At 68.9% G+C, this 19,219-nt stretch carries 17 protein-coding genes; 15 read left to right on the top strand and 2 right to left on the bottom strand.

Going from position 1 to position 19,219, the window contains the following annotated elements; all coding sequences use genetic code 11:
- Positions 1 to 274: 274 nt before the first annotated feature.
- The 14 genes from D0Z08_RS27210 to D0Z08_RS27145 all read left to right on the top strand — a co-directional run bounded on the left by D0Z08_RS27210 (position 275) and on the right by D0Z08_RS27145 (position 14,277).
- On the top strand, positions 275 to 1,327 hold the full coding sequence (locus tag D0Z08_RS27210; RefSeq protein WP_220454386.1) for a sugar ABC transporter substrate-binding protein: 1,053 nt from the start codon (positions 275 to 277) through the stop codon (positions 1,325 to 1,327).
- A gap of 101 nt (positions 1,328 to 1,428) precedes the next feature.
- Positions 1,429 to 2,472 (top strand): ABC transporter permease, encoded by a 1,044-nt coding sequence (locus D0Z08_RS27205; protein ID WP_118928437.1) that lies wholly within the window; start codon positions 1,429 to 1,431, stop codon positions 2,470 to 2,472.
- 2 nt (positions 2,473 to 2,474) lie between these two features.
- Positions 2,475 to 3,326 (top strand): ATP-binding cassette domain-containing protein, encoded by an 852-nt coding sequence (locus tag D0Z08_RS27200; RefSeq protein ID WP_118928436.1) that lies wholly within the window; start codon positions 2,475 to 2,477, stop codon positions 3,324 to 3,326.
- A 44-nt stretch (positions 3,327 to 3,370) separates the two neighbouring features.
- Positions 3,371 to 4,549, top strand: a complete 1,179-nt coding sequence (locus tag D0Z08_RS27195) for a Gfo/Idh/MocA family protein (RefSeq protein ID WP_118928435.1) — start codon at positions 3,371 to 3,373, stop codon at positions 4,547 to 4,549.
- Between the two features lie 63 nt (positions 4,550 to 4,612).
- A complete protein-coding gene (locus tag D0Z08_RS27190; protein WP_118928434.1) occupies positions 4,613 to 5,629 on the top strand; it encodes a sugar phosphate isomerase/epimerase family protein in 1,017 nt (338 codons plus the stop codon).
- The gene (locus tag D0Z08_RS27185; RefSeq protein ID WP_118928433.1) at positions 5,626 to 7,122 is read left to right on the top strand and encodes a CoA-acylating methylmalonate-semialdehyde dehydrogenase; all 1,497 of its coding nucleotides are present in this window, start codon (positions 5,626 to 5,628) and stop codon (positions 7,120 to 7,122) included. The genes D0Z08_RS27190 and D0Z08_RS27185 overlap by 4 nt, the downstream gene beginning before the upstream one ends.
- 7 nt (positions 7,123 to 7,129) lie before the next feature.
- Entirely contained in the window at positions 7,130 to 8,017 is an 888-nt protein-coding gene (locus D0Z08_RS27180; protein WP_118928432.1) for a sugar phosphate isomerase/epimerase family protein, read from the top strand.
- Positions 8,014 to 8,991, top strand: a complete 978-nt coding sequence (iolC, locus tag D0Z08_RS27175) for a 5-dehydro-2-deoxygluconokinase (protein ID WP_118928431.1) — start codon at positions 8,014 to 8,016, stop codon at positions 8,989 to 8,991. Before D0Z08_RS27180 ends, iolC begins: the two co-directional genes overlap by 4 nt.
- Positions 8,988 to 9,920 carry a Cgl0159 family (beta/alpha)8-fold protein gene (locus D0Z08_RS27170; RefSeq protein WP_118928430.1) on the top strand — a complete coding sequence of 311 codons (933 nt, stop codon included), beginning with the start codon at positions 8,988 to 8,990 and terminating at the stop codon, positions 9,918 to 9,920. Before iolC ends, D0Z08_RS27170 begins: the two co-directional genes overlap by 4 nt.
- Positions 9,917 to 10,858 (top strand): 5-deoxy-glucuronate isomerase, encoded by a 942-nt coding sequence (gene iolB, locus D0Z08_RS27165; protein WP_118928429.1) that lies wholly within the window; start codon positions 9,917 to 9,919, stop codon positions 10,856 to 10,858. Before D0Z08_RS27170 ends, iolB begins: the two co-directional genes overlap by 4 nt.
- On the top strand, positions 10,855 to 12,768 hold the full coding sequence (iolD, locus tag D0Z08_RS27160; protein ID WP_220454385.1) for a 3D-(3,5/4)-trihydroxycyclohexane-1,2-dione acylhydrolase (decyclizing): 1,914 nt from the start codon (positions 10,855 to 10,857) through the stop codon (positions 12,766 to 12,768). Before iolB ends, iolD begins: the two co-directional genes overlap by 4 nt.
- Positions 12,769 to 12,780: 12 nt before the next feature.
- Entirely contained in the window at positions 12,781 to 13,539 is a 759-nt protein-coding gene (locus tag D0Z08_RS27155) for a sulfite exporter TauE/SafE family protein (RefSeq protein ID WP_118928427.1), read from the top strand.
- 19 nt (positions 13,540 to 13,558) lie between these two features.
- Positions 13,559 to 13,945, top strand: coding sequence for a phage integrase central domain-containing protein (locus D0Z08_RS33785; protein WP_118928426.1), 387 nt, complete (start codon positions 13,559 to 13,561; stop codon positions 13,943 to 13,945).
- Entirely contained in the window at positions 13,942 to 14,277 is a 336-nt protein-coding gene (locus D0Z08_RS27145) for a site-specific integrase (RefSeq protein ID WP_118928425.1), read from the top strand. The genes D0Z08_RS33785 and D0Z08_RS27145 overlap by 4 nt, the downstream gene beginning before the upstream one ends.
- Before the next feature lie 400 nt (positions 14,278 to 14,677).
- On the opposite strand, the gene D0Z08_RS27140 is transcribed toward D0Z08_RS27145, so the two are convergent.
- The gene (locus tag D0Z08_RS27140; protein WP_220454383.1) at positions 14,678 to 15,721 is read right to left on the bottom strand and encodes an NADP-dependent oxidoreductase; all 1,044 of its coding nucleotides are present in this window, start codon (positions 15,719 to 15,721) and stop codon (positions 14,678 to 14,680) included.
- Between the two features lie 136 nt (positions 15,722 to 15,857).
- Here D0Z08_RS27140 and D0Z08_RS27135 point away from each other — a divergent pair, with 136 nt between their 5' ends.
- Complete coding sequence (locus tag D0Z08_RS27135) at positions 15,858 to 16,460, top strand: TetR/AcrR family transcriptional regulator (protein WP_118928424.1); 603 nt, start codon at positions 15,858 to 15,860, stop codon at positions 16,458 to 16,460.
- Positions 16,461 to 16,841: 381 nt separating this feature from the next.
- On the opposite strand, the gene D0Z08_RS27130 is transcribed toward D0Z08_RS27135, so the two are convergent.
- Complete coding sequence (locus tag D0Z08_RS27130) at positions 16,842 to 19,172, bottom strand: ATP-binding protein (RefSeq protein ID WP_118928423.1); 2,331 nt, start codon at positions 19,170 to 19,172, stop codon at positions 16,842 to 16,844.
- Positions 19,173 to 19,219 lie beyond the last annotated feature (47 nt).

Genomic DNA, 19,219 nt, shown 5'->3' with positions numbered 1-19,219 from the left:
CCTAGCGGCGCGGCCAGCCGCCGATGCGCAGGCTTGCCGGATAACCGCTCGAACCTTCTCCGCAAGAGAACTATAGCGTTCTAGGCGACAGAAACTAAAGCGTTCTAAAAATGTGGCGCGAATATGTTGACAAAGGCATTGCAGACGGGTTCTCTTGTGACCGACGCCACACGCGGCGTCATCCACCTCACACAACAAGAACAGCCGTTGGCTTCCGGGGACTCGGACAGGTTCACGGCCCGCGCAGCCCGGTCGACGAAGGGGAAGATGTCTTGTGAGCACGACGCGCACACGGACCCAGGTGGTCCTGGCCACGACCGCCGCAGCGGCACTCGTGCTGCTCAGCGCCTGCGGTAGTGGCAAGCCGAACTCCGACGACGACGACGGAGGCAGCGGCAACTCGGGGACTGGGCCCCGACCCTCGGGCAAGGCCGACATCTACGTCATCGGCGGCAAGTCGGACGACCCGTTCTGGTCCCGCGTGAAGCGCGGCGCCGAGGACGCGGGCAAGTTGGTAGAGGCCGACGGCGGCAGCGTCACCTGGCTCGGCCCTCAGAACTACGACAACCTCGGCCCCGACGCGGCCAAGCTGATCGACACGGCCGTGAGCAACGGTGCAACCGCCATCATCGGTCCCGACTGGGTGCCGGAGGCGCAGGACGCCTCGTTCCAGCGCGTGGTCGACAAGGGCATCCCGCTGTGGATCTACAACTCCGGCGGCCTGGAGGCCGCCGACAAGCTCGGTGCCCTCAACTACATCGGCAGCGACGACCATGAGGCCGGAGTTGCCGGCGGGGAGTACCTCGGCGAGAACGGCAACGAGCACGTGCTGTGTGTCAACACCCTGCCGGGCGCTGCGAACAGCGAGGCCCGTTGCGACGGCCTTGCCGAGGGCATCGAGGAAAGCGGAGGCGAATCTGAGCAGCTTCCGATGCCCTCATCGAGTTTCGGCAACCCGACCGCAGTCACCCAGGGCATCAAGGCAGCGCTGCTCCAGGACGACTCGATCGACGCCGTTGTCACCATCAGCACCGGAGACGCTGACGCCGCCGCAAGTGCCATCGAACAGGCCGGCTTGGGCGACGACGTCGACCTCGGCACGTTCGACATGGACCCGACGCAGCTCGAGCGAATCAAGGACGGCAAGGAGCTGTTCTGCATCGACCAGCAGCCCTACATGCAGGGCTTCCTCGCGGTCTCGTTGGCTAACAGCTACGTGCGATACGGCATCAACCTTCCGCAGCGGCCGCTGCTGACCGGCCCGGCGATCATCGACCAGTCCAACGTCGACTTCGCCATCGACGGCGCGAAGGCCGGCGTCCGCTGACCCGGCGGTGCTGGGTCGCGCATCTTCCGCGACCCAGCACCGCGACCCGGTCGACAGCGCACTATTCGTCGGCCTCGACTCCACCGAAAAGGGATTCAGAAATGGCAGTGCAAGCACCAGCAGCGCCGGCTCCGGCGCGCCCGCTCGTCTCCGGCGCGAGCGTGCGGAACCTGATCCGCCGGCCCGAGACCGGAGCCCTTATCGGCACGGTCAGCGTCTTCGTCTTCTTCGCCATCTTCGGAGGCCAGCAGTTCCTGTCCAGCGGCGGCACCGCCAGCTGGCTCAACGTCGCCGCCGAACTGGGCATCATCGCCATCCCGGTCGGCCTGCTCATGATCGCAGGCGAGCTGGACCTGTCCGTCGGATCGGTCCTCGCGTCAAGCTCGATGACGCTGGCCATCGTCTCCGGTCATTACGGCGCACCGATGATCATCGGCATCGGAGCCGCGATCGCCCTGGGCCTTTTGACAGGATTCCTCAACGGCGTACTGGTCACCGCGACCAACGTCCCGTCCTTCGTCGTCACCCTGGCCACCAACTTCGGCCTCGCCGGACTGACGCTGGGCTTCTCCCGGGTCATCACCGGCACCACCAGCGTCGCCATCGAGCCCGGATCTCCGGACAAGGAGCTGTTCGGCACCCTGTTGGCAGACAAGTTCGAGGTGGCGGTCTTCTGGTGGATCGGCGTCGCCGTGGTGGTGGGCTGGATGTTGCACGTCAGCCGCTTCGGCAACTGGATCTTCGCCGTTGGCGGTGACACCGTCAGCGCCCGGGCCACTGGAATCTCGGTGCGCAACGTCAAGATCGGCTTGTTCATGGGAAGCGCGCTCGGGGCCGCCCTGGTCGGTGTGATCCAGACGATCCTCTACAACAGCGCACAGGTCGCCAACGGCCAGTCCTTCGTCTTCAACTCCATCATCGCGGTGGTCATCGGCGGCGTTCTGCTCACCGGTGGCTACGGCTCCGTCGTCGGGGTGGTCCTCGGCACGCTGACCTTCGCGATCGTGCAGCAGGGCATCTACTACACCGGCTGGGAGTCCGACTGGGCCAGCTTCATTCTCGGCATCCTCCTCTTGGCCGCGGTCCTGATGAACAACACCTTCCGTCGTATGGCGCTCTCGTCCTCAACCAAGAAGAAGGCGTGACCATGACCGAGCCTCTCCTCAAGTTGAATGCCGTTTGCAAGTCCTTCGGCACCACCGACGTGCTCAGCGACGTCTCGCTGGAGGTCAGAGCCGGCGAGGTGCTTTGCCTGCTCGGAGACAACGGAGCCGGAAAGTCCACGCTGATCAAGATCCTGTCCGGATTCCACGAGCCCAGCTCCGGCACGATGGAGGCCGGCGGGAAGAAGGTGTGCTTCAAGAGCCCCCGCGACGCCAGCAGCCACGGCATCGCCACGGTGCATCAGTTCGGCGGAACCTTCCCCTTGATGAGCATCGGGCGATCGTTCTTCGTCGGCGCTGAGCCCCTCAAGGGCCTGTGGCCGCTGCGTCGTTTCGATCGCAAGCTCGCCAACAGCATCGCCGTCCGCGAGATGCAGGCTCTCGGAATCACACGCATCACCGACGGTGACCGGCTCGTCGGTGGCCTCTCCGGCGGAGAACGCCAGGCCCTGGCCATTGGTCGCGCGGTCCACTTCGGCGCGAACGTTCTGATCCTCGACGAGCCGACTGCGGCGCTCGGCGTCAAGGAGGCTGCACACGTGCTCCGCCTGATCATGCAGGCACGACAAAAGGGCATCGCCGTCGTCCTGGTGACCCACAACGTCACCCACGCGATGACGGTCGGCGACCACTTCGCCGTCCTCATCCGCGGCGCCCTCGCCGCCGACTTCCACAAGGGCGAGCGGACCCGTGAAGAGATCACCGACCTGATGGCCGGAGGCGAGGCCATGGCCGAGCTCGAGGCAGAGATCGAGGCCTACCAGCTCGCCCACCACGGGCACACCCCCGAGCCGGCCGAGCTCGAACGCCTTACCCACGACCCGTCGGGCCCCTGAAGCCTGCCGCGACATCCGACCCCACTAGCGAGGAAGAACGTTCCATGACAGACACGTCTCTCGGCGTCGCCGTGATCGGCGCCGGCATGGTCGGGCGCGCCCATGCCGCCGGCTACCGCGTCGCGAGCCAGCTCTACGACCTGGACCTGCCCGACGTACGCCTCGTCGCGATCGCCGACGCGCACGAACCCTTCGCACTCGACGGCGCCGAGCGCTTCGGCTACCAGCGAGCCGAGAAGAGCTGGGAGGCGATCGTGGATGCCCCTGACATCGACGTCGTCTCGGTGGCGATCGCCAACGAGCTGCACCGGCCGGTCGTGGAAGCGCTCCTTGCAGCCGGCAAGCACGTGCTGTGCGAAAAGCCGTTGGCCCCCACCGTCGAGGACGCGAGGGCGATGGTGGCTGCCGCCGAGGCCGCGACAAGCCACTCGGGCGTCGGGTTCTCCTTCCGGCGTACGCCGGCGATCAACGCCATTCGCGAGCAGATCCAGAACGGTGCGATCGGACCGGTCCGGCACTTCAACGGCCACTACTGGTGCGACTACGCCCAGGACCCGCACAATCCCATGAGCTGGCGCTACAAGGGCGGGCCGGGCACCGGCGCGCTCGCGGACATCGGCAGCCACATGATCGACCTGGGCGAATATCTCTGCGGCCCGATCGCAAGCGTCACTGGCGCGGTGTTCCAGACCTTCACCACCGAGCGCCCCGTGCCCCTCGGCGCAACGGTCGGACACGCCGCCGGTGCGGTCGGTGATACCACCGAACCCGTGGAGAACGAGGACATCGCCACCTTCACGGCCACCTTCGGCAACGGTGCGGTCGGCACCTTCTCCATCAGCCGAATCTCGCATGGACTTCCCAACGGACTGGGATTTGAGGTGTTCACCGCCAACGGCTCCGCAGCGTTCGATCTCAACCGGCCCGGCGAGTTCACCTTCGCAGACAAAGGCCCCGACGGAAGGACCAACGGATCTCGCACCGTCCTCATCGGTCCCCAGCACCCCGGCATCGAGCGGGGGATCGCGATGGACTTCCCCTCCGTCGGCCACGGCCAGAACGACCTGTTCGCGTGGCAGGCCCGCGCCTTCCTCGACCAGGTTGCCGGGCTGGGCAAGCTCGCGCCCCTCCCGTCGCTGGCCGACGGCCTTCACAACATGGAGATCCAGGCCGCGGTGACCCAGTCCGCGCTCAACGGCGGCCAATCCGTAGCCCTCGCCTGACCCTTCGTCGCCCACCGTTCGTGGCCGACGACATCACCCCCACCAGCATCAAAGGAACACATCATGAAGCTCGGCGCGTACACCGCCTGCCTGCACGACAAGACCCTCGAGGAGACGCTGGACACGCTCCGCGGACTCGGCCTGACCAGTGTCGAGATAAACGCCGGCGGATTCATCGGCACCCCGCACCTGCCCGTCGATGAGCTGCTCGAGAGCGCCACCGCCCGCGAGAAGTACCTCGCGGTCTTCGACGACTACGGCATCGAGCTCACCGCGCTGAACTGCAACGGCAACCCGCTGCACCCGGACCCGGAGGTCACCCACGGTGAGGACCTGAAGCGCACGATCAAGCTGGCCGGGCTGCTCGGCATCAAGACCGTGATCACGATGTCGGGCCTGCCTGCGGCCGAGGCCGGCGGCACACGGCCGTCGTGGACCGTGATCCCGTGGGACTCGGTCTACAAGGAGACCTTGGACTACCAGTGGGACGAGGTCGCGGTCCCGTTCTGGAAGGAGATCCAGGAGCTCGCCGCCGAGAACGACGTACGGGTGGCGATCGAGATGCACCCGCACAACCTGGTGTTCAACCCGGCCACCCTCAAGCGCCTGGTTGAGCTCACCACCCCGGCCGGCGGTGTCAACCACGTCGGCGCCGAGATGGACCCCAGCCATCTGTTCTGGCAGCACATCGACCCCATCGCGGCCGTCGAGGACCTGGGCGACCTGGTCTTCTTCGCCGCCGCCAAGGACACCTTGATCCATCAGACCGCAGCCGTGAACGGGGTGCTCGACGACCGGTTCGAATGGATCCCTGCCGAGGAGAACCCGCTCGGCCTCGGTGGTCGCCACACCGTCACCCGGTGGCCGGCCGTCCCGGGCTGGTCGTTCGTCGCCGTCGGCCGCGGCCACGACGTCGACTTCTGGGCCCGGTTCCTAGCAGCGCTCCGGGAGCACACCGCTGTCCGCGCAGTGAACATCGAGCACGAGGACGCCTCGTTCGGCCAGGTGGAAGGTCTCAAGTTCGCCACCGACAACCTCATCGCGGCCGCGAAGCTCGCCGGCGTCGAGGCCTCGTCATGAGGACGATCGACCACTGGATCGACGGCGCGCTGGCCGGCGGCACGTCGACCCGCCGGAGCGACGTGTGGAACCCGGCGACGGGCGAGCGACAGGCCGAGGTGATGCTGGCCGCGCCCGCGGACGTCGACACCGCCGTACAAGCGGCGAAGCGGGCGTTCGAGTCCTGGTCGCAGTCCTCGCTGTCACAGCGCACCAAGGTGTTGTTCGCCTTCCGGCAGCTAGTCAACGACCACACCCAGGAGCTTGCCGAGATCATCAGCGACGAGCACGGCAAGGTGGTGTCCGACGCAGCCGGTGAGGTGCAACGCGGCCTCGAGGTCGTGGAGTTCGCGTGCGGGATCCCACAGCTCCTCAAGGGCGACTACTCCGACCAGGTCTCGCGCGGCATCGACGCATTCTCTTTCAGGGAGCCGCTCGGCGTGGTCGCCGGCATCACGCCGTTCAACTTCCCGGTGATGGTTCCGATGTGGATGCACCCGGTCGCCATCGCCTGCGGCAACACCTTCGTGCTCAAGCCCAGCGAGCGGGACCCCTCTGCCTCGCTGCGGATCGCCGAATTGTGGGCCGAAGCAGGCCTTCCGCCCGGTGTGTTCAACGTCGTGCACGGCGACAAGGAGACCGTGGACGCCCTGTTGGATCACCCGGACGTCGAGGCGATCTCGTTCGTCGGCTCCACACCCATCGCGAAGTACATCCACGAGCGGGGCACGGCGAACGGCAAGCGGGTCCAGGCCCTGGGTGGCGCGAAGAATCACGCAATCGTGTTGCCCGACGCCGACCTGGACTTCGCGTCCGATCACCTGGTCGCTGCAGCCTTCGGCTCTGCGGGAGAGCGGTGCATGGCGATCTCCGCCGCGGTGGCCGTCGGAACCGCCGGGGATGCACTCGTCGAGGCGGTCAATGCCAAGGCACACGAAGTAGTGGTGGGCCCGGGGCGCGACGAGAAGAGCGAGATGGGGCCGGTGATCAGCCCCGAAGCCGTGGATCGGATCGTGCGACTGATCGACGCCGGCGAGAGGCAAGGCGGCAAGGTCACCGTGGACGGTCGCGGGCTGGTCGTGCCGGGTCACGAGCAGGGCTTCTTCGTGGGGCCGACCGTGGTGGACGGCGTGACGCCGGAGATGGATGTCTACCGGGAGGAGATCTTCGGCCCGGTGCTGTCGGTGATGCGCGCCGACACCGTGGACGCGGCGATCGCCCTGATCAACGCCAACCCGTATGGCAACGGCACAGCAATCTTCACGTCGAGCGGTGAGGCAGCCCGCCGGTTCCAGCGCGGGGTCAAGGTCGGGATGATCGGGATCAACGTCCCGGTCCCCGTCCCGATGGCCTACTTCTCGTTCGGCGGGTGGAAGGACTCCCTGTTCGGCCAGTCCCACATCCACGGACCAGAGGGCGTCGCGTTCTACACGCGGGCAAAGGTGGTCACCTCCCGCTGGCCGCACGTCGAGCAGGCCATCGACTCCAGCTTCCACTTCCCGACCGCACAGTGAGGCTGACATGAGGATCGCGATCGACCCGTACATGTTCCGCAGCACGCCCCTTCTGGAGCTCCCGGCGCTGGTGGCCGACCTCGGCTACGAGCACATCGAGCTCTCCCCGCGTGAAGACTTCATGCCGTTCTTCCTGCACCCGCGGGCAGACGACGCCACCGTCAAGGCGTTCAAGAAGGCCCTCGACGATGCCGGTGTGAAGGTTGCGGCGAACCTTCCCTTGTACCGCTGGTCCGGCCCCGATGAGGACGAGCGTCAGGCGGCCGTGCGGTACTGGAAGCGCGCCATCGAGATCACCGTCCAGCTCGACTGCAACGTCATGAACTCCGAGTTCAACGGCCGACCCGAGACGGCGAGCCGCAGCGAGGCACAGTTCTGGCGGTCCATGGAGGAGCTGCTCCCCGTCTTCGAACGAGAAGGCGTCCACCTCCGGCTCGAGCCCCATCCGGACGACTTCGTAGAGGACGGCCTGGTCGCGGTCGACATGATCCGGGGCATCAACTCACCCCTGGTCTCCTTCCTCTACTGCGCGCCACACACCTTCCACATGGGCGGCACCACCCCCCAGAAGATGGTCGAGATCATGGAGTACGCCGGGGACCTGATGACCCAGCTGCATCTGGCCGACTCCTTCGACCACACCGGCTCCTCGGGCCTGCGCTACATCGTCAACCCGCCGGGCTCCACCGCACGGGTGCACCAGCACCTCGATATCGGCCAGGGCGAGGTGGACTGGGACCTGTTCTTCGAGACGCTCGGCCGGCTCGGCTTCGGCGATCGCGACGACACGATCATGACGTCCTGCGTGTTCGCCTGGGAGGACCGCGCCCGCGAGTCCAGCCTCTACATGCGCGAGACGATCGACAAGTACACCAGCTCGTGGGGGACGCAGTGACACTCCCTGGATCCCAGACCGAACTTCTCACCGTCGGCCGAGTGGGCGTCGACCTCTACCCGCTCCAGACCGGGCCGTTGAAGGACGTCACGACGTTCCAGAAGTTCCTCGGCGGCACGGCCACCAACGTCGCCGTCGGGGCTGCGAGGCTCGGCCGCCGGACCGCCGTACTCACCAAGGTCGGGCGCGACGGCTTCGGCGACTACGTCAAAGAGGCACTGGCCGGATTCGGCGTGGACGCGTCGTACGTCGGCACGTCGGAAGACCTGCTGACACCCGTTGTCTTCTGCGAGCTGAACCCTCCGGACGACCCGCCCTTGCTGTTCTACCGGACACCGGTCGCGCCGGACCTGACGCTGACCCCCGACGAGATTCCCCTCGACCTGGTTCGCGACGTCCCGGTGTTCTGGGTGACCGGCACCGGTGTCAGCGTCGAGCCCGCACGAACCACACAGCTCACCATGCTCGAGCACCGCGGCCGGCCCACTCCCGGGAGTGGCCGGCACACGATCCTGGACCTTGATTGGCGGCCGATGTTCTGGCCCTCGCCCGACGACGCGCGCGCCGAGTACGACGCCATGCTCGACCACGTCACCGTCACCGTCGGCAACCGCGCCGAGGTCGAGGTCGCGGTCGGTACGGCGGACCCGGCCGAGGCCGCGACGCGCCTGCTCGACCGCGGGGTCGAGCTGGCGCTGGTGAAGATGGGCGGCGACGGCGTCCTGGTCGCGACCCGCGAGGGGTCCACGGTCGTGCGGCCCCATCCCGTCGAGGTCGTGTGCGGCCTCGGCGCCGGCGACGCCTTCGGCGGCGCCCTGGTCCACGGCCTGCTGTCCGGATGGGACCCCGTCCGATGCGCCGAGTACGCGAACGCGGCCGGGGCCATCGTCGCCTCGCGCCTGGCTTGCGCCGACGCGATGCCCACCCTCACCGAGCTCGAGGAGCTCGTCACCAGCCAAGGAGCCCACCCATGACCATCGCGCCGACCCGTCCAGCAATCACCGACGAACAATGGAGCGAGCTGCTTCGCGTCCGCGCCACGCAGCCCCATGCGGTCGCGTCGGCCTATCGCACCAGGCGCCGGCCCCCGCGGCTGCTGTCGAAGAAGGACACGCTGTTCCTGGTCGCAGCCGACCACCCGGCCCGCGGTGCCCTGGCGACCGGTGGTGACCGCCTGGCGATGGCCGACCGCCGGTCGCTGCTGGCCCGACTGGTCGAGGCGCTCGCACACCCCGACGTGGACGGCGTGCTCGGAACGCCCGACGTTATCGAGGAGCTGCTCCTGCTGGGTGCCCTCGAAGGCAAGGTCGTGATCGGATCCATGAACCGCGGCGGCCTCGACGGCGCGGTGTGGACCATGGACGACCGGTTCACCGGCTACGACGCGGCGAGCATCGCGCGGTACGGACTGGATGGCGGCAAGATGCTGCTCCGCATCGACGACAAGGACCCGGGAACGCTGCCGACCCTGCAGGCCTGCGCGGAGGCTGTCACCGAGCTCGCCGAAAACGGACTGATGGCGATGGTGGAGCCACTGCCCTACCGCCGCGAGGCGGACGGCAAGCTGACCCTGCTGAAGGACGTCGCCTCGCTCTCGCGCGCCGTCACCGTCGCCTCGGGCCTGGGCGTGACCAGCGCCCACACCTGGCTCAAGATGCCCTCCTGCGACGAGCCGGAGGCTGTGTTCGCCGCGACCACCCTGCCCTGCGTCGTCCTGGGCGGAGTGCCCGGCCCCGACCCGGCCAAGGACCTCGCGTCGTGGGGTCAGGCACTGCGCTCACCGGCCGTGCGCGGCCTGGTCGTCGGCCGGGCACTGCTGTACCCGCCCGACGGCGACGTAGCCGGCGCGGTCTCGGCCGCGGCCGCGGTGCTCCGTGCTGCCCACGAGGGGGACGTCCCGTGAAGCTGCACCGTCCCTGGGACGAGGCGGGCGGCCCGGGGTCCGTCGTACACCTGACGCCCGAGGATGCCGGCTGGTCCTACACCGGCCTCCAGGTGCTCCGGCTCGCCCCGGGCGAGCGGCGCGCCGTCGCGACCGGTGATTCCGAGGCCTTCGTGCTGCCCTTGGCCGGGTCCGTGTCGATCGAGATCCTCGACGAGCCGGGGGACACGCTCGGCAGCTGCGAGCTCGAGGGCCGGGACTCGGTATTCACCCGGGTCACCGACTTCCTGTACGTCGGGCGGGAGACCGCGATCGCCATCGAAAGCGCGGACGGCGCAGAGGTGGCGCTGCCGAGCGCTCGCTGCCACGAGCGCCGCCCGCCGAGGTACGGCCCCGCCGAGGACGTTCCGGTCGAGGTCAGAGGCGCCGGGCCGGCGACGCGACAGGTGGCGAACTTCGGCGTGCCCGGCGTCTGGGACCATGCCGAGAAGCTGATCTGCTGCGAGCTGATCACGCCGCCCGGCAACTGGTCGAGCTACCCGCCGCACAAGCACGACGCGAGCGAGCCGTGCCCGGTGGTCAACGAGGAGATCTACTACTACCGGATCGCGGGTGCCGACCAGGTCACCCCGTCTCGCGAGGGCTTCGGGCTCCACCGGACCTACACCGGGCCCGAGCACGTCGAGGCCGGGCTGCAGCGCCTGGACGAGTCGATCGAGGTCCGCGACCACGACGTCGTACTCGTGCCGCACGGCTACCACGGCCCCTGCGTCGCCGCGCCCGGCTATCCCATGTACTACCTGAACGTCATGGCCGGCCCGAGCGAGTCCCGCGCGATGGCGTTCTGCGACGACGCTGCGCATGGCTGGGTGCGCGACAGCTGGAAGGGCGCGGCGCTGGACCCGCGCTGCCCGGTGACCTCGGCGGCCGGCCCGGTAGTCGAGGCAGGCCGACCATGACGACGTACGCCGGAGCAACAGTGCGCCTCACCACTGCGCAGGCGCTGGTCCGCTGGATGATCGCGCAGCGTTCGGAGTTGCTCGGCGGCGCCGAGGTGCCGCTGTTCGCCGGCGTCTTCGGGATCTTCGGGCACGGCAACGTCCTCGGTCTCGGTACCGCCCTCCACGAAGTGCAGGACGATCTACCCACCTGGCGTGGACAGAACGAGCAGGGGATGGCGCTCGCAGCCGTCGCCTTCGCGCGGGCAACCGATCGGCGCCAGGTGATGGCCGCCACCGCCTCAGTGGGGCCGGGGGCGCTGAACATGGTCACTGCTGCGGGCGTCGCCCACGCGAACCGGATTCCGGTTCTGCTGCTGCCCGGTGACACGTTCACGAGCCGGGCTCCCGACCCTGTCCTCCAGCAGGTTGAGCACTTCGGTGATCCGACCACGTCGGTGAACGACGCGTTCCGGCCGGTGTCCCGGTACTTCGATCGGATCACCCGGCCCGAGCAGCTGATGTCCACCCTTCCTCAGGTCGCGCGCGTCCTGACCGATCCCGCGGATGCGGGCCCGGTCGTGCTCGCGCTGCCGCAGGACGTGCAGGCCGAGGAGTACGACTTTCCGGCCGCGATGTTCGAGCCGCGGCTGCATCGAGTGCCGCGGCATCGGCCTGACCTGGCCGCACTCGCGGAGGCAGCCGAGCTCCTGCGCACGGCCGCGCGACCGCTGCTCGTCGTCGGTGGGGGAGTGCGCTACTCAGGTGCCGCGCGCGAGGCGCTCGCCTTCGCCGAGACCCATGGCGTCCCGGTCGTGGAGACGGTGGCGGGCCGGACGCTGGTTCCGCACGAGCATCCGCTGTACGGCGGACCGCTCGGCATCATCGGCGCCACCTCGGCCAACGAGCTCGCCGCCGCCGCTGACGTCGTGCTGGCGGTAGGCACGCGGCTCCAGGACTTCACCACGTCGTCGTGGACCGGTTTCGCCCCCGGCGTGCGGATCGTCACCGTCAACGCGGCCCGGTTCGACGCCGTCAAGCGTGCGGCGCATGCGGTCGTCGGCGACGCCCGCGAGACGCTCCTGGAACTCACGGAAACCCTCGAGGGATGGTCGGCTGACCCGTCGTGGACCGGCCGGGCTGCTGAGGAACGGGCGGTCTGGGACACCCATGTCGACCAGCTGCGCCACGGCGCGGCACCCGACGGATCGCTGACCTACGCCCAGGTGGTCGGCATCGTCAACGACGCCAGCGGGCCGGACGACTACGTCCTCACCGCCTCGGGCGGCATGCCCGGAGAGCTCCACGGTGGCTGGCGCACCGGCCCCGTCAAGCCCGACGCCTCACCGACCTCCGGCGCGACCATGGACCTGGAGTACGGGTTCTCCTGCATGGGCTACGAAGTGGTCGCCCCCTGGGGTGCCGCGATGGCGCGGGCACAGACCCATCCCGACGGCCTGGTCACCGGCCTCTTCGGCGACGGCTCGTACCTGATGCTCAACTCCGAGCTCTACTCCGCCGCCTTCGCCGGACACCCATTTGTCGCCGTGTTGTGCGACAACGGGGGGTACGCCGTGATTCATCGGCTGCAGACCAACCAGGGTGCCGCCGGTTTCAATAACATGCTCTCCGACTCCCGCGGCCCGGGTGCGGACGGCAGCGTCCACGTGGACTTTGCCGCGCACGCACGCGCCCTGGGCTGCACAGTGGAGGACGTCCCGGCCGATGCCGGCGTCGACGGGCTGAGGGCGGCCTACCTCGACGCCCGCGCGGCGGCCAAGGCAACCGGCCGTCCGACCGTCGTGGTGTGCCGGACGCACCCATCGACGTGGACCGAGGCGGGCGCTTGGTGGGAGACCGGCGTCCCGGAGACTCTCTCCGGCCACGAGGCCTACCGGGAGGCGAAGCAGCGTCAGCTGCGTTGGCTCTGAGATCCGCATCCGATGGACGAACTGACGCTGCTCTCGGTAGTCGCGCTCGCGGGCGCCGCGTTCCTGATCGGATTCGCGAAGACGGCGATCGGTGGGGTGGCCAGCCTGGCCGTCGCCGTCTTCGCACTCGTCCTGCCCGCCCGCGAGTCCACCGGTGCAGTTCTGGCTTTGCTCCTCGTGGGCGACGTCGTCGCCGTACGGCTCTATCGGCGTCACGCCGACTGGGCGCTGCTGCTGCGACTGCTGCCCTCGGTGGTCCCCGGACTTGCGCTGGGCGCGTGGTTCGTCGCCGTTGCCGACCAGACGCTCATGCAGCGCGCCATCGGAGGGGTCCTGTTGGTGATGGCCCTCATCCAGATCTGGAGCCGCCATGACGCGGACCGGACAACCGATACCAGCGGAAGGATTCGGGAGATCGGCGGGCGCGCAGCCCCCTTCGCCGTGGGCATAGCCGCCGGTTTCGCGACCATGACGGCCAACGCAGCCGGCCCGCTCATGACTATCTATCTCCTGATCGCCGGCTTGCCCGTCCTCGGACTGCTCGGCACGGCCGCGTGGTTCTTCCTCCTCGTCAACCTGGCCAAGCTTCCGTTCAGCGCGGGCCTGGGTCTGATGGACGGTGCCACCTTGCTCCTGGACCTGACGCTCGTGCCCGCCCTCCTCGCAGGCGCCGCAGCAGGGGTCTGGGTAGCGCGCCGGATCGACCGGCAGATGTTCGAGGGCGCAACGCTCGCGCTGACCGTGCTCGCCGCGGCAGTCCTTTTCGTCTGAAACGGCGTGGCTTGATGAGGTGACGGCGTCGGTCGTCACGGGCCGGTACGTCGACCCGAAGGCAGGTCGGATCGCCTTCAAGGCCTACGCCGAGCAGTGGCGGGCGGCGCAGGTGCACCGGCCGTCGTCAGCCGCTCATGTCGAGACGATGCTGCGCCGCCATGCCTATCCGACGCTGGGGGAGAGACAGCTATCGTCGATCCTGCCGAGCGAGGTCCAGGCGTGGGTCAAGCGCCTGAGTGCAGGCGCTGGCGACCGCGGGCCGCTCGCGCCCTCAACGGTCGGAGTTGTCCACGGGATCGTGTCGTCGATCTTCAAGGCGGCGGTCCGAGACCGACGGGTCATGGCGATCCGTGCGAGGGTACGAAGCTGCCGACGGTCGAGAAGCGCAAGGTGGCGCCGATGACGACCGAACAGGTCGACGTGCTGCGCAACGAGCTGCCGGCAGCCCTCCAGGCACTCGTCACGTTCGCGGCCGGGACCGGGATGCGCCAAGGCGAGGTGCTCGGGCTGACGCGCGACCGGCTGCGCCTCCTGGGCGCGAACCCGGTGGTGGTCGTTGACCGCCAGCCGACCAACGACGTCTTCATCGTCCTCCACGTCGAGACCACCCGCGGCATCGCGTCGGAGACCGCACGGGCTCTCGAATCGCTCGACTACAGCTGGCACCGTCGATCGACGAGAGGAACAACACTGCGCATCGGTTCGAGCGAGGGGAGTCGACGGTCGACGTCGTGACCAGCGGCCCCGACCTGGTCGATGTCCTCGTCCCTGACCACGCCGCACCGCGAGTGGTCGAGAAGCTTCGTGGTCGCACGATGGTCGCTGTCGAGGGCGGCACTCAGGCATTGCGCCGAACGATCAACGCACGGCTCCAGATCGCCGCCGGCCGTTCCACCACGGTGAGCGTCCCGTCGCCGTTCGCTGCGGTTGTTCTCAAGGCCGCCGCGTACCAGACCGACTCCCGGGACCGAACGTCATCTCCAGGACGCAGCGCTCCTGCTCGCCGTCACCCTTTCGCTGATCGGGCGAGCGCTACGCCACCTTCCTCCCCCGGTCCGCCTGACCGGTCACGCCGCGCAACGGCGCCCCTCGATCCAAGGATCGGGGGGCGCCCTCGTCTCGCTGGGGGTCGCGGTCAGGACATCGTCACGACGACCTTGCCCTTGACTCGTCCGCCGTCGACCAGGCGCAGAGCCTCGAGCGTCTCGTCGAAGGGGAGCACCCGGTCGACGACGGGACGGATCGTCCCGTCCTGGACCAAGGAGGCGATCTCGGCGAGCTGGCTTCCGTCGGCCCGCATCAGCAGGAACGAGTACGTCACGCCCCGGTGTCGGGCGGCCTTGCGCACTTTGCGGCTGAGCAGTCGCATCACGAGACGCACGACCGGGTTTGCGCCGATGCGTCGCGCGAACGCCGGGTCCGGAGGACCTTGGATGCCGATCGCGAGGCCACCTGGGCGGAGCACCGACAGCGACCTCAGGAGGTTGTCGGGCCCGAGCGGGTCCAGCACCAGGTCGTAGTCGCTGAGGACGTCCTCGAAGCGCTCGGTCCGGTAGTCGACCACCACGTCCGCGCCGAGCTCGCGGACCCACTCGACGTTGGCGGTGCTCGTGGTGGTCGCGACCGTGGCACCGAGATGCTTGGCCAGCTGGATCGCGATCGTGCCGACACCACCGGAGCCGGCGTGGATCAGCACCTTCTGGCCCGCTGTCACCTGACCCTTCTCCACGAGCGCCTGCCACGCCGTCAGCGCGACCAGTGGCAGGGAGGCGGCGTCCTCGAAGGAGAGCGAGGCCGGCACCAGGGCGAGGTCGGACTCGCGGACGGCGACCTGCTCGGCGAACGTGCCGATCTGGAAGTCCCCCGCCCGCGCGAAGACGCGGTCACCCGGGGCAAAGCCGGTGACGCCGGGACCGACGCCCATCACGACGCCGGCGACATCGTGTCCGAGCACGAAAGAGGGCTTGTACGGGAGGAGCGCCTTGAACTCGCCCGCGGCGAGCTTGGAGTCCAGCGGGTTCACACTCGCCGCCTCGACGCGCACGAGTACCTCCCCTCGTTCGGGCGTCGGCTCGGGCCACTCCTCGGCGCGCACGGCCCCTTCCTTGGCGTACTTCGTGACGACGAAGGCCTTCATCTCGATCGACTCCTCCTGTTGGGCGTGGTTGACGCCGCTCATCTGAATCCGTTGGCAGTAACTGTGACACCAATGTAGCAGATCCGCATGAAATGACAACTGCAGTGTGCAAGATCGCACATGATGAGTATCGCTGCCGTATCATCTGCCGAATGTGGATCGAGCAAGGAAGATGTCGATGAGCCGAGGACTGCGCGCCGATGCCGAGCGGAGTGTGCGCGCGATCCTGGAGGCGGCCGAGCGGGTCCTCGCCGACGAGCCCGGCGCGTCCCTCGAGCAGATCGCCGAGGAGGCAGGGCTGACCAGAACGACCGTGCACCGACGGTTCGCGAACCGGCAGGCACTCGTCGACGCACTCGCGGTGTCGGCCAAGCAGCAGCTCGCCGAGGCGATCGACGAAGCCCGTCCAGACGCCGCGCCCGCGCTGGTTGCCATGTACCGGGTGACAGCGAACGTCTTGCGCACGAAGAGCGCGTGGAGGTTCACCCTCGGCAATCCGCTGGCCGACACCAGTGCCGCGACGGCCATCTGGGCCGACATCACCGCCAGGACCCACGAGCTCCTGGCGCGCGCCCAGCGGGAGGGCGTGCTCGACCCGGCCGCAGATCTCGAGTGGACCCGCCAGGTGTACTACGCGCTGCTCAGTGAGGCGCTCCATCGGCCAGGTCGCGACCAGGGTGCTGATGCACAGGATCCGGACGCGCTGGCGACACTCGTGATCGACACGCTGCTGCACGGCGCAGGCCCGCGCGGTTCGGCACGCGCGCCTGACGAAGCCTGATCCTCGTCACCGCCAAGTCCTCGGCTCACTTCAGTCCTTCGCGGCAAGGTCCTGCGTTCGCCTGCCAGCGGCTCCGGTGCGGGCCCGAGTACGCAACTGGGGCGCCACGCTGCGGCGGTGCCAGTTCGAGATCTTGCCGATGGTCCCGGCCTTCGGCGCCCGCGCTCGGCCTCTCGGATGAGGACCTGACGAGCTCAGCGCATGGTCCCTCGGGCGCGTCCGACCGATGGGACCCAACGAAGGCCCCGGCAAGCCGGAGCCCTCGTTGTCGAACTCTGAGTTCGAGCAGGGGTGACCCGCAGGACGATCGTGACCAGTCGGGGTACGGCAGCGTCCTCCTGCATGAGTTCGCGAGGTCACCGTGTCGGTGACAATCGCCGCCTATCGCCGATCGGGCGCTTCCGTCGCGTGCTGTTGCGCCACCCAGGTCGCGATCTGGGTGCGGGAGTTGAACCCGAGCTTGGCGAAGATGTGCTCCACGTGCACATCGACGGTGCGTCGGGAGATGACGAGCTTGGCCGCTACGTCCTTGCTCGACATTCCCTGGGCCACGAGCTCCGCGACCTCGCGCTCTCGAGGCGTCAGCAGGCTGTCGGCCTGCCGGGGCTCGACCGTGGTGGTGCGGTGCTCCCGCAGCGCGAGGGCCACCATCTCGTCCAGTGTGAGCTGGCCGCCGCGCGCGAACGCCGTGTCGAAGCGGGCGTCGCCCACCGCCTGGCGAGCCAGACCCTGGAAGTGCTCGCGCCGGGCGAGGAGCTGTTGGGCTCCGAAGAGCGGGACGCCGACGGTCTTCCAGACCTGGTCCGATGCGCCGAGAAGCACCGCGGTCCGCTCGCCGTCGCCCTGTGCGGCGGCGGTCCAGGCCAGGGCGTCCAGGAGGAAGGCCAGGCCAAGGCTGTCCGACGTGAACCGTTTGAGCCGGAGCCCCTCGCACAGCGTGGCCTCGGCCTGCTCGAGGTCGCCGCGGAGGAGGTTCAAGAAGCCCTTCGTCCACATGGCGTAGGACAACAACCACCGTTCGCCGGCCCGCTCGCACTGCGCGCAGACCTCGTCGACGACTTCGGCGGCCCGGTCCAGGTCGTCCGAGAGCAGGTACGCCATGGTGAGTGCGGGCCGCACGCTGTTGGGGTAGTCCCCGGACACGTCGACGCCCGCATAGCGCTCGAGCGCCTCGACCAGCAGGGGGATCGCTGCGCTCGGGTCGGTGCCCAGCTCGCGCAGGCCGCGCATGTGGGTGGCGTAGGCCAGGCCCTTCGGGTCGTCCAACCGGCCGGCAAGCTGGGTGACGGCGTCGATCAGCGCGGCCGCGGCCGTCTCGTCGCCCTGGAAGACAGCGATATTGGCGGCGGTGCCCAGCGCCCAGACCCGCTCGGGACTCGGCTCGTCATCCATGGCCAACGCCCGGTCGAGCCAGAGGCGGCCCTCGGTCATGAAGCCGAGCGCGATCCAGAGGAACCACGGGAGGCCGGCCATGCGCAGGCCGGCGCGCACCTCGTCCGTCCGCCCGAGGCAGAACTCGAGAGCCGCCCGCACGTTCGGATGCTCCACGCGGAGCAGGGCCGCCCAGTCCTCCTGCCCGGGGCCGAACCAGTTCGCGGACGCCGTCTCGATGAGCCGGCAGTACCAGCCCCGGTGCCTGCGTCGCACCTCCTCTTCCGAGCCGGACTGCCGCAGTCGGGCCTGGCCGTACTCCCGGAGGGTCTCCAACATGCGGAACCTGACATGCCCGGCGTGCTCGCCGCGGATCAGGATCGACTTGTCGGTGAGCCCGGCCACCGTGTCGAGAAGGGACTCCTCGGCGAGGAGCTCGTCCGCGCAGACGGCCTCGAGCGCGTCCAGGCCGAACCCGCCAGCGAAGACGGAGGCGCGCGCCCACAGGGTCTGCTCGGCCGGCGTGCACAGGTCGTGGCTCCAGTCGATGAGTGCCCGAAGCGTCTGATGACGCTCTGGCAGGTTGCGCGTGCCCTCGCGGAGCAGCTCGAAGCGACTGCCGAGCCGGTGGGCGAGATCGTCCACCGTGAGCACCCGCAGCCGTACGGCGGCCAGCTCGATCGCCAACGGGATGCCCTCCAGTCGCTGGCAGAGCTGGATGACGGCCTGTTCGTTGGCGGGCGTGATCTCGAATCCGGGTACCACCGCAGCCGCGCGCGCCGCGAACAGGCTGACGGCGGCGAACTGCGTGGCCGCGCCGGGAGCGAGACGAACGTCTGCGTCCGGAACGGGCAGCGTCGGCACCGGGAACACGTGCTCCCCGCCGATCATCAGCGCCTGTCTGCTCGTGGCGAGGATCTGCAGCTTCGGCGCCGCCCGGAGAAGCTGGTCCACAAGGGTCGCGGTGGCCTCGAGCAGGTGCTCGCAGTTGTCGAGGACGAGCAAGGTGTGCCGGGAGCGCAGGTGGTCGGCAAGAGCCACCGGCGCGCTTGCTGACTGCTCGCGGACTCCGAGCGCATCCATCAGCGTGTGGGGGAGCAGGTCCCGGTCCTTGAGGTCGGCCAGCTCGACCAGGAACACCCCGTCCGGGAACGCGCGCCGTAGGTCGTGGGCCACCCGCAGCGCCAGGCGGGTCTTCCCGACACCACCGACCCCGGTCAGGGTGACCAGCCGGTCGGCGGAGAGGAGCTGGCGGAGGGCGTGGGCCTCGGACCGACGGCCCACGAAGCTCGTCAGATCCGCGGGCAGGTTGTCCGGCTGGTTCGCCGACCGTGAGGCCATGGTCCGGCCACCCTAGTCCGCATCCATGCCGGCCGCGACGCGGAAGG

Source organism: Nocardioides immobilis, assembly GCF_003515065.1.
GTDB lineage: Bacteria > Actinomycetota > Actinomycetes > Propionibacteriales > Nocardioidaceae > Nocardioides > Nocardioides immobilis.
This window is presented reverse-complemented; position numbering and strand designations above follow the sequence as displayed.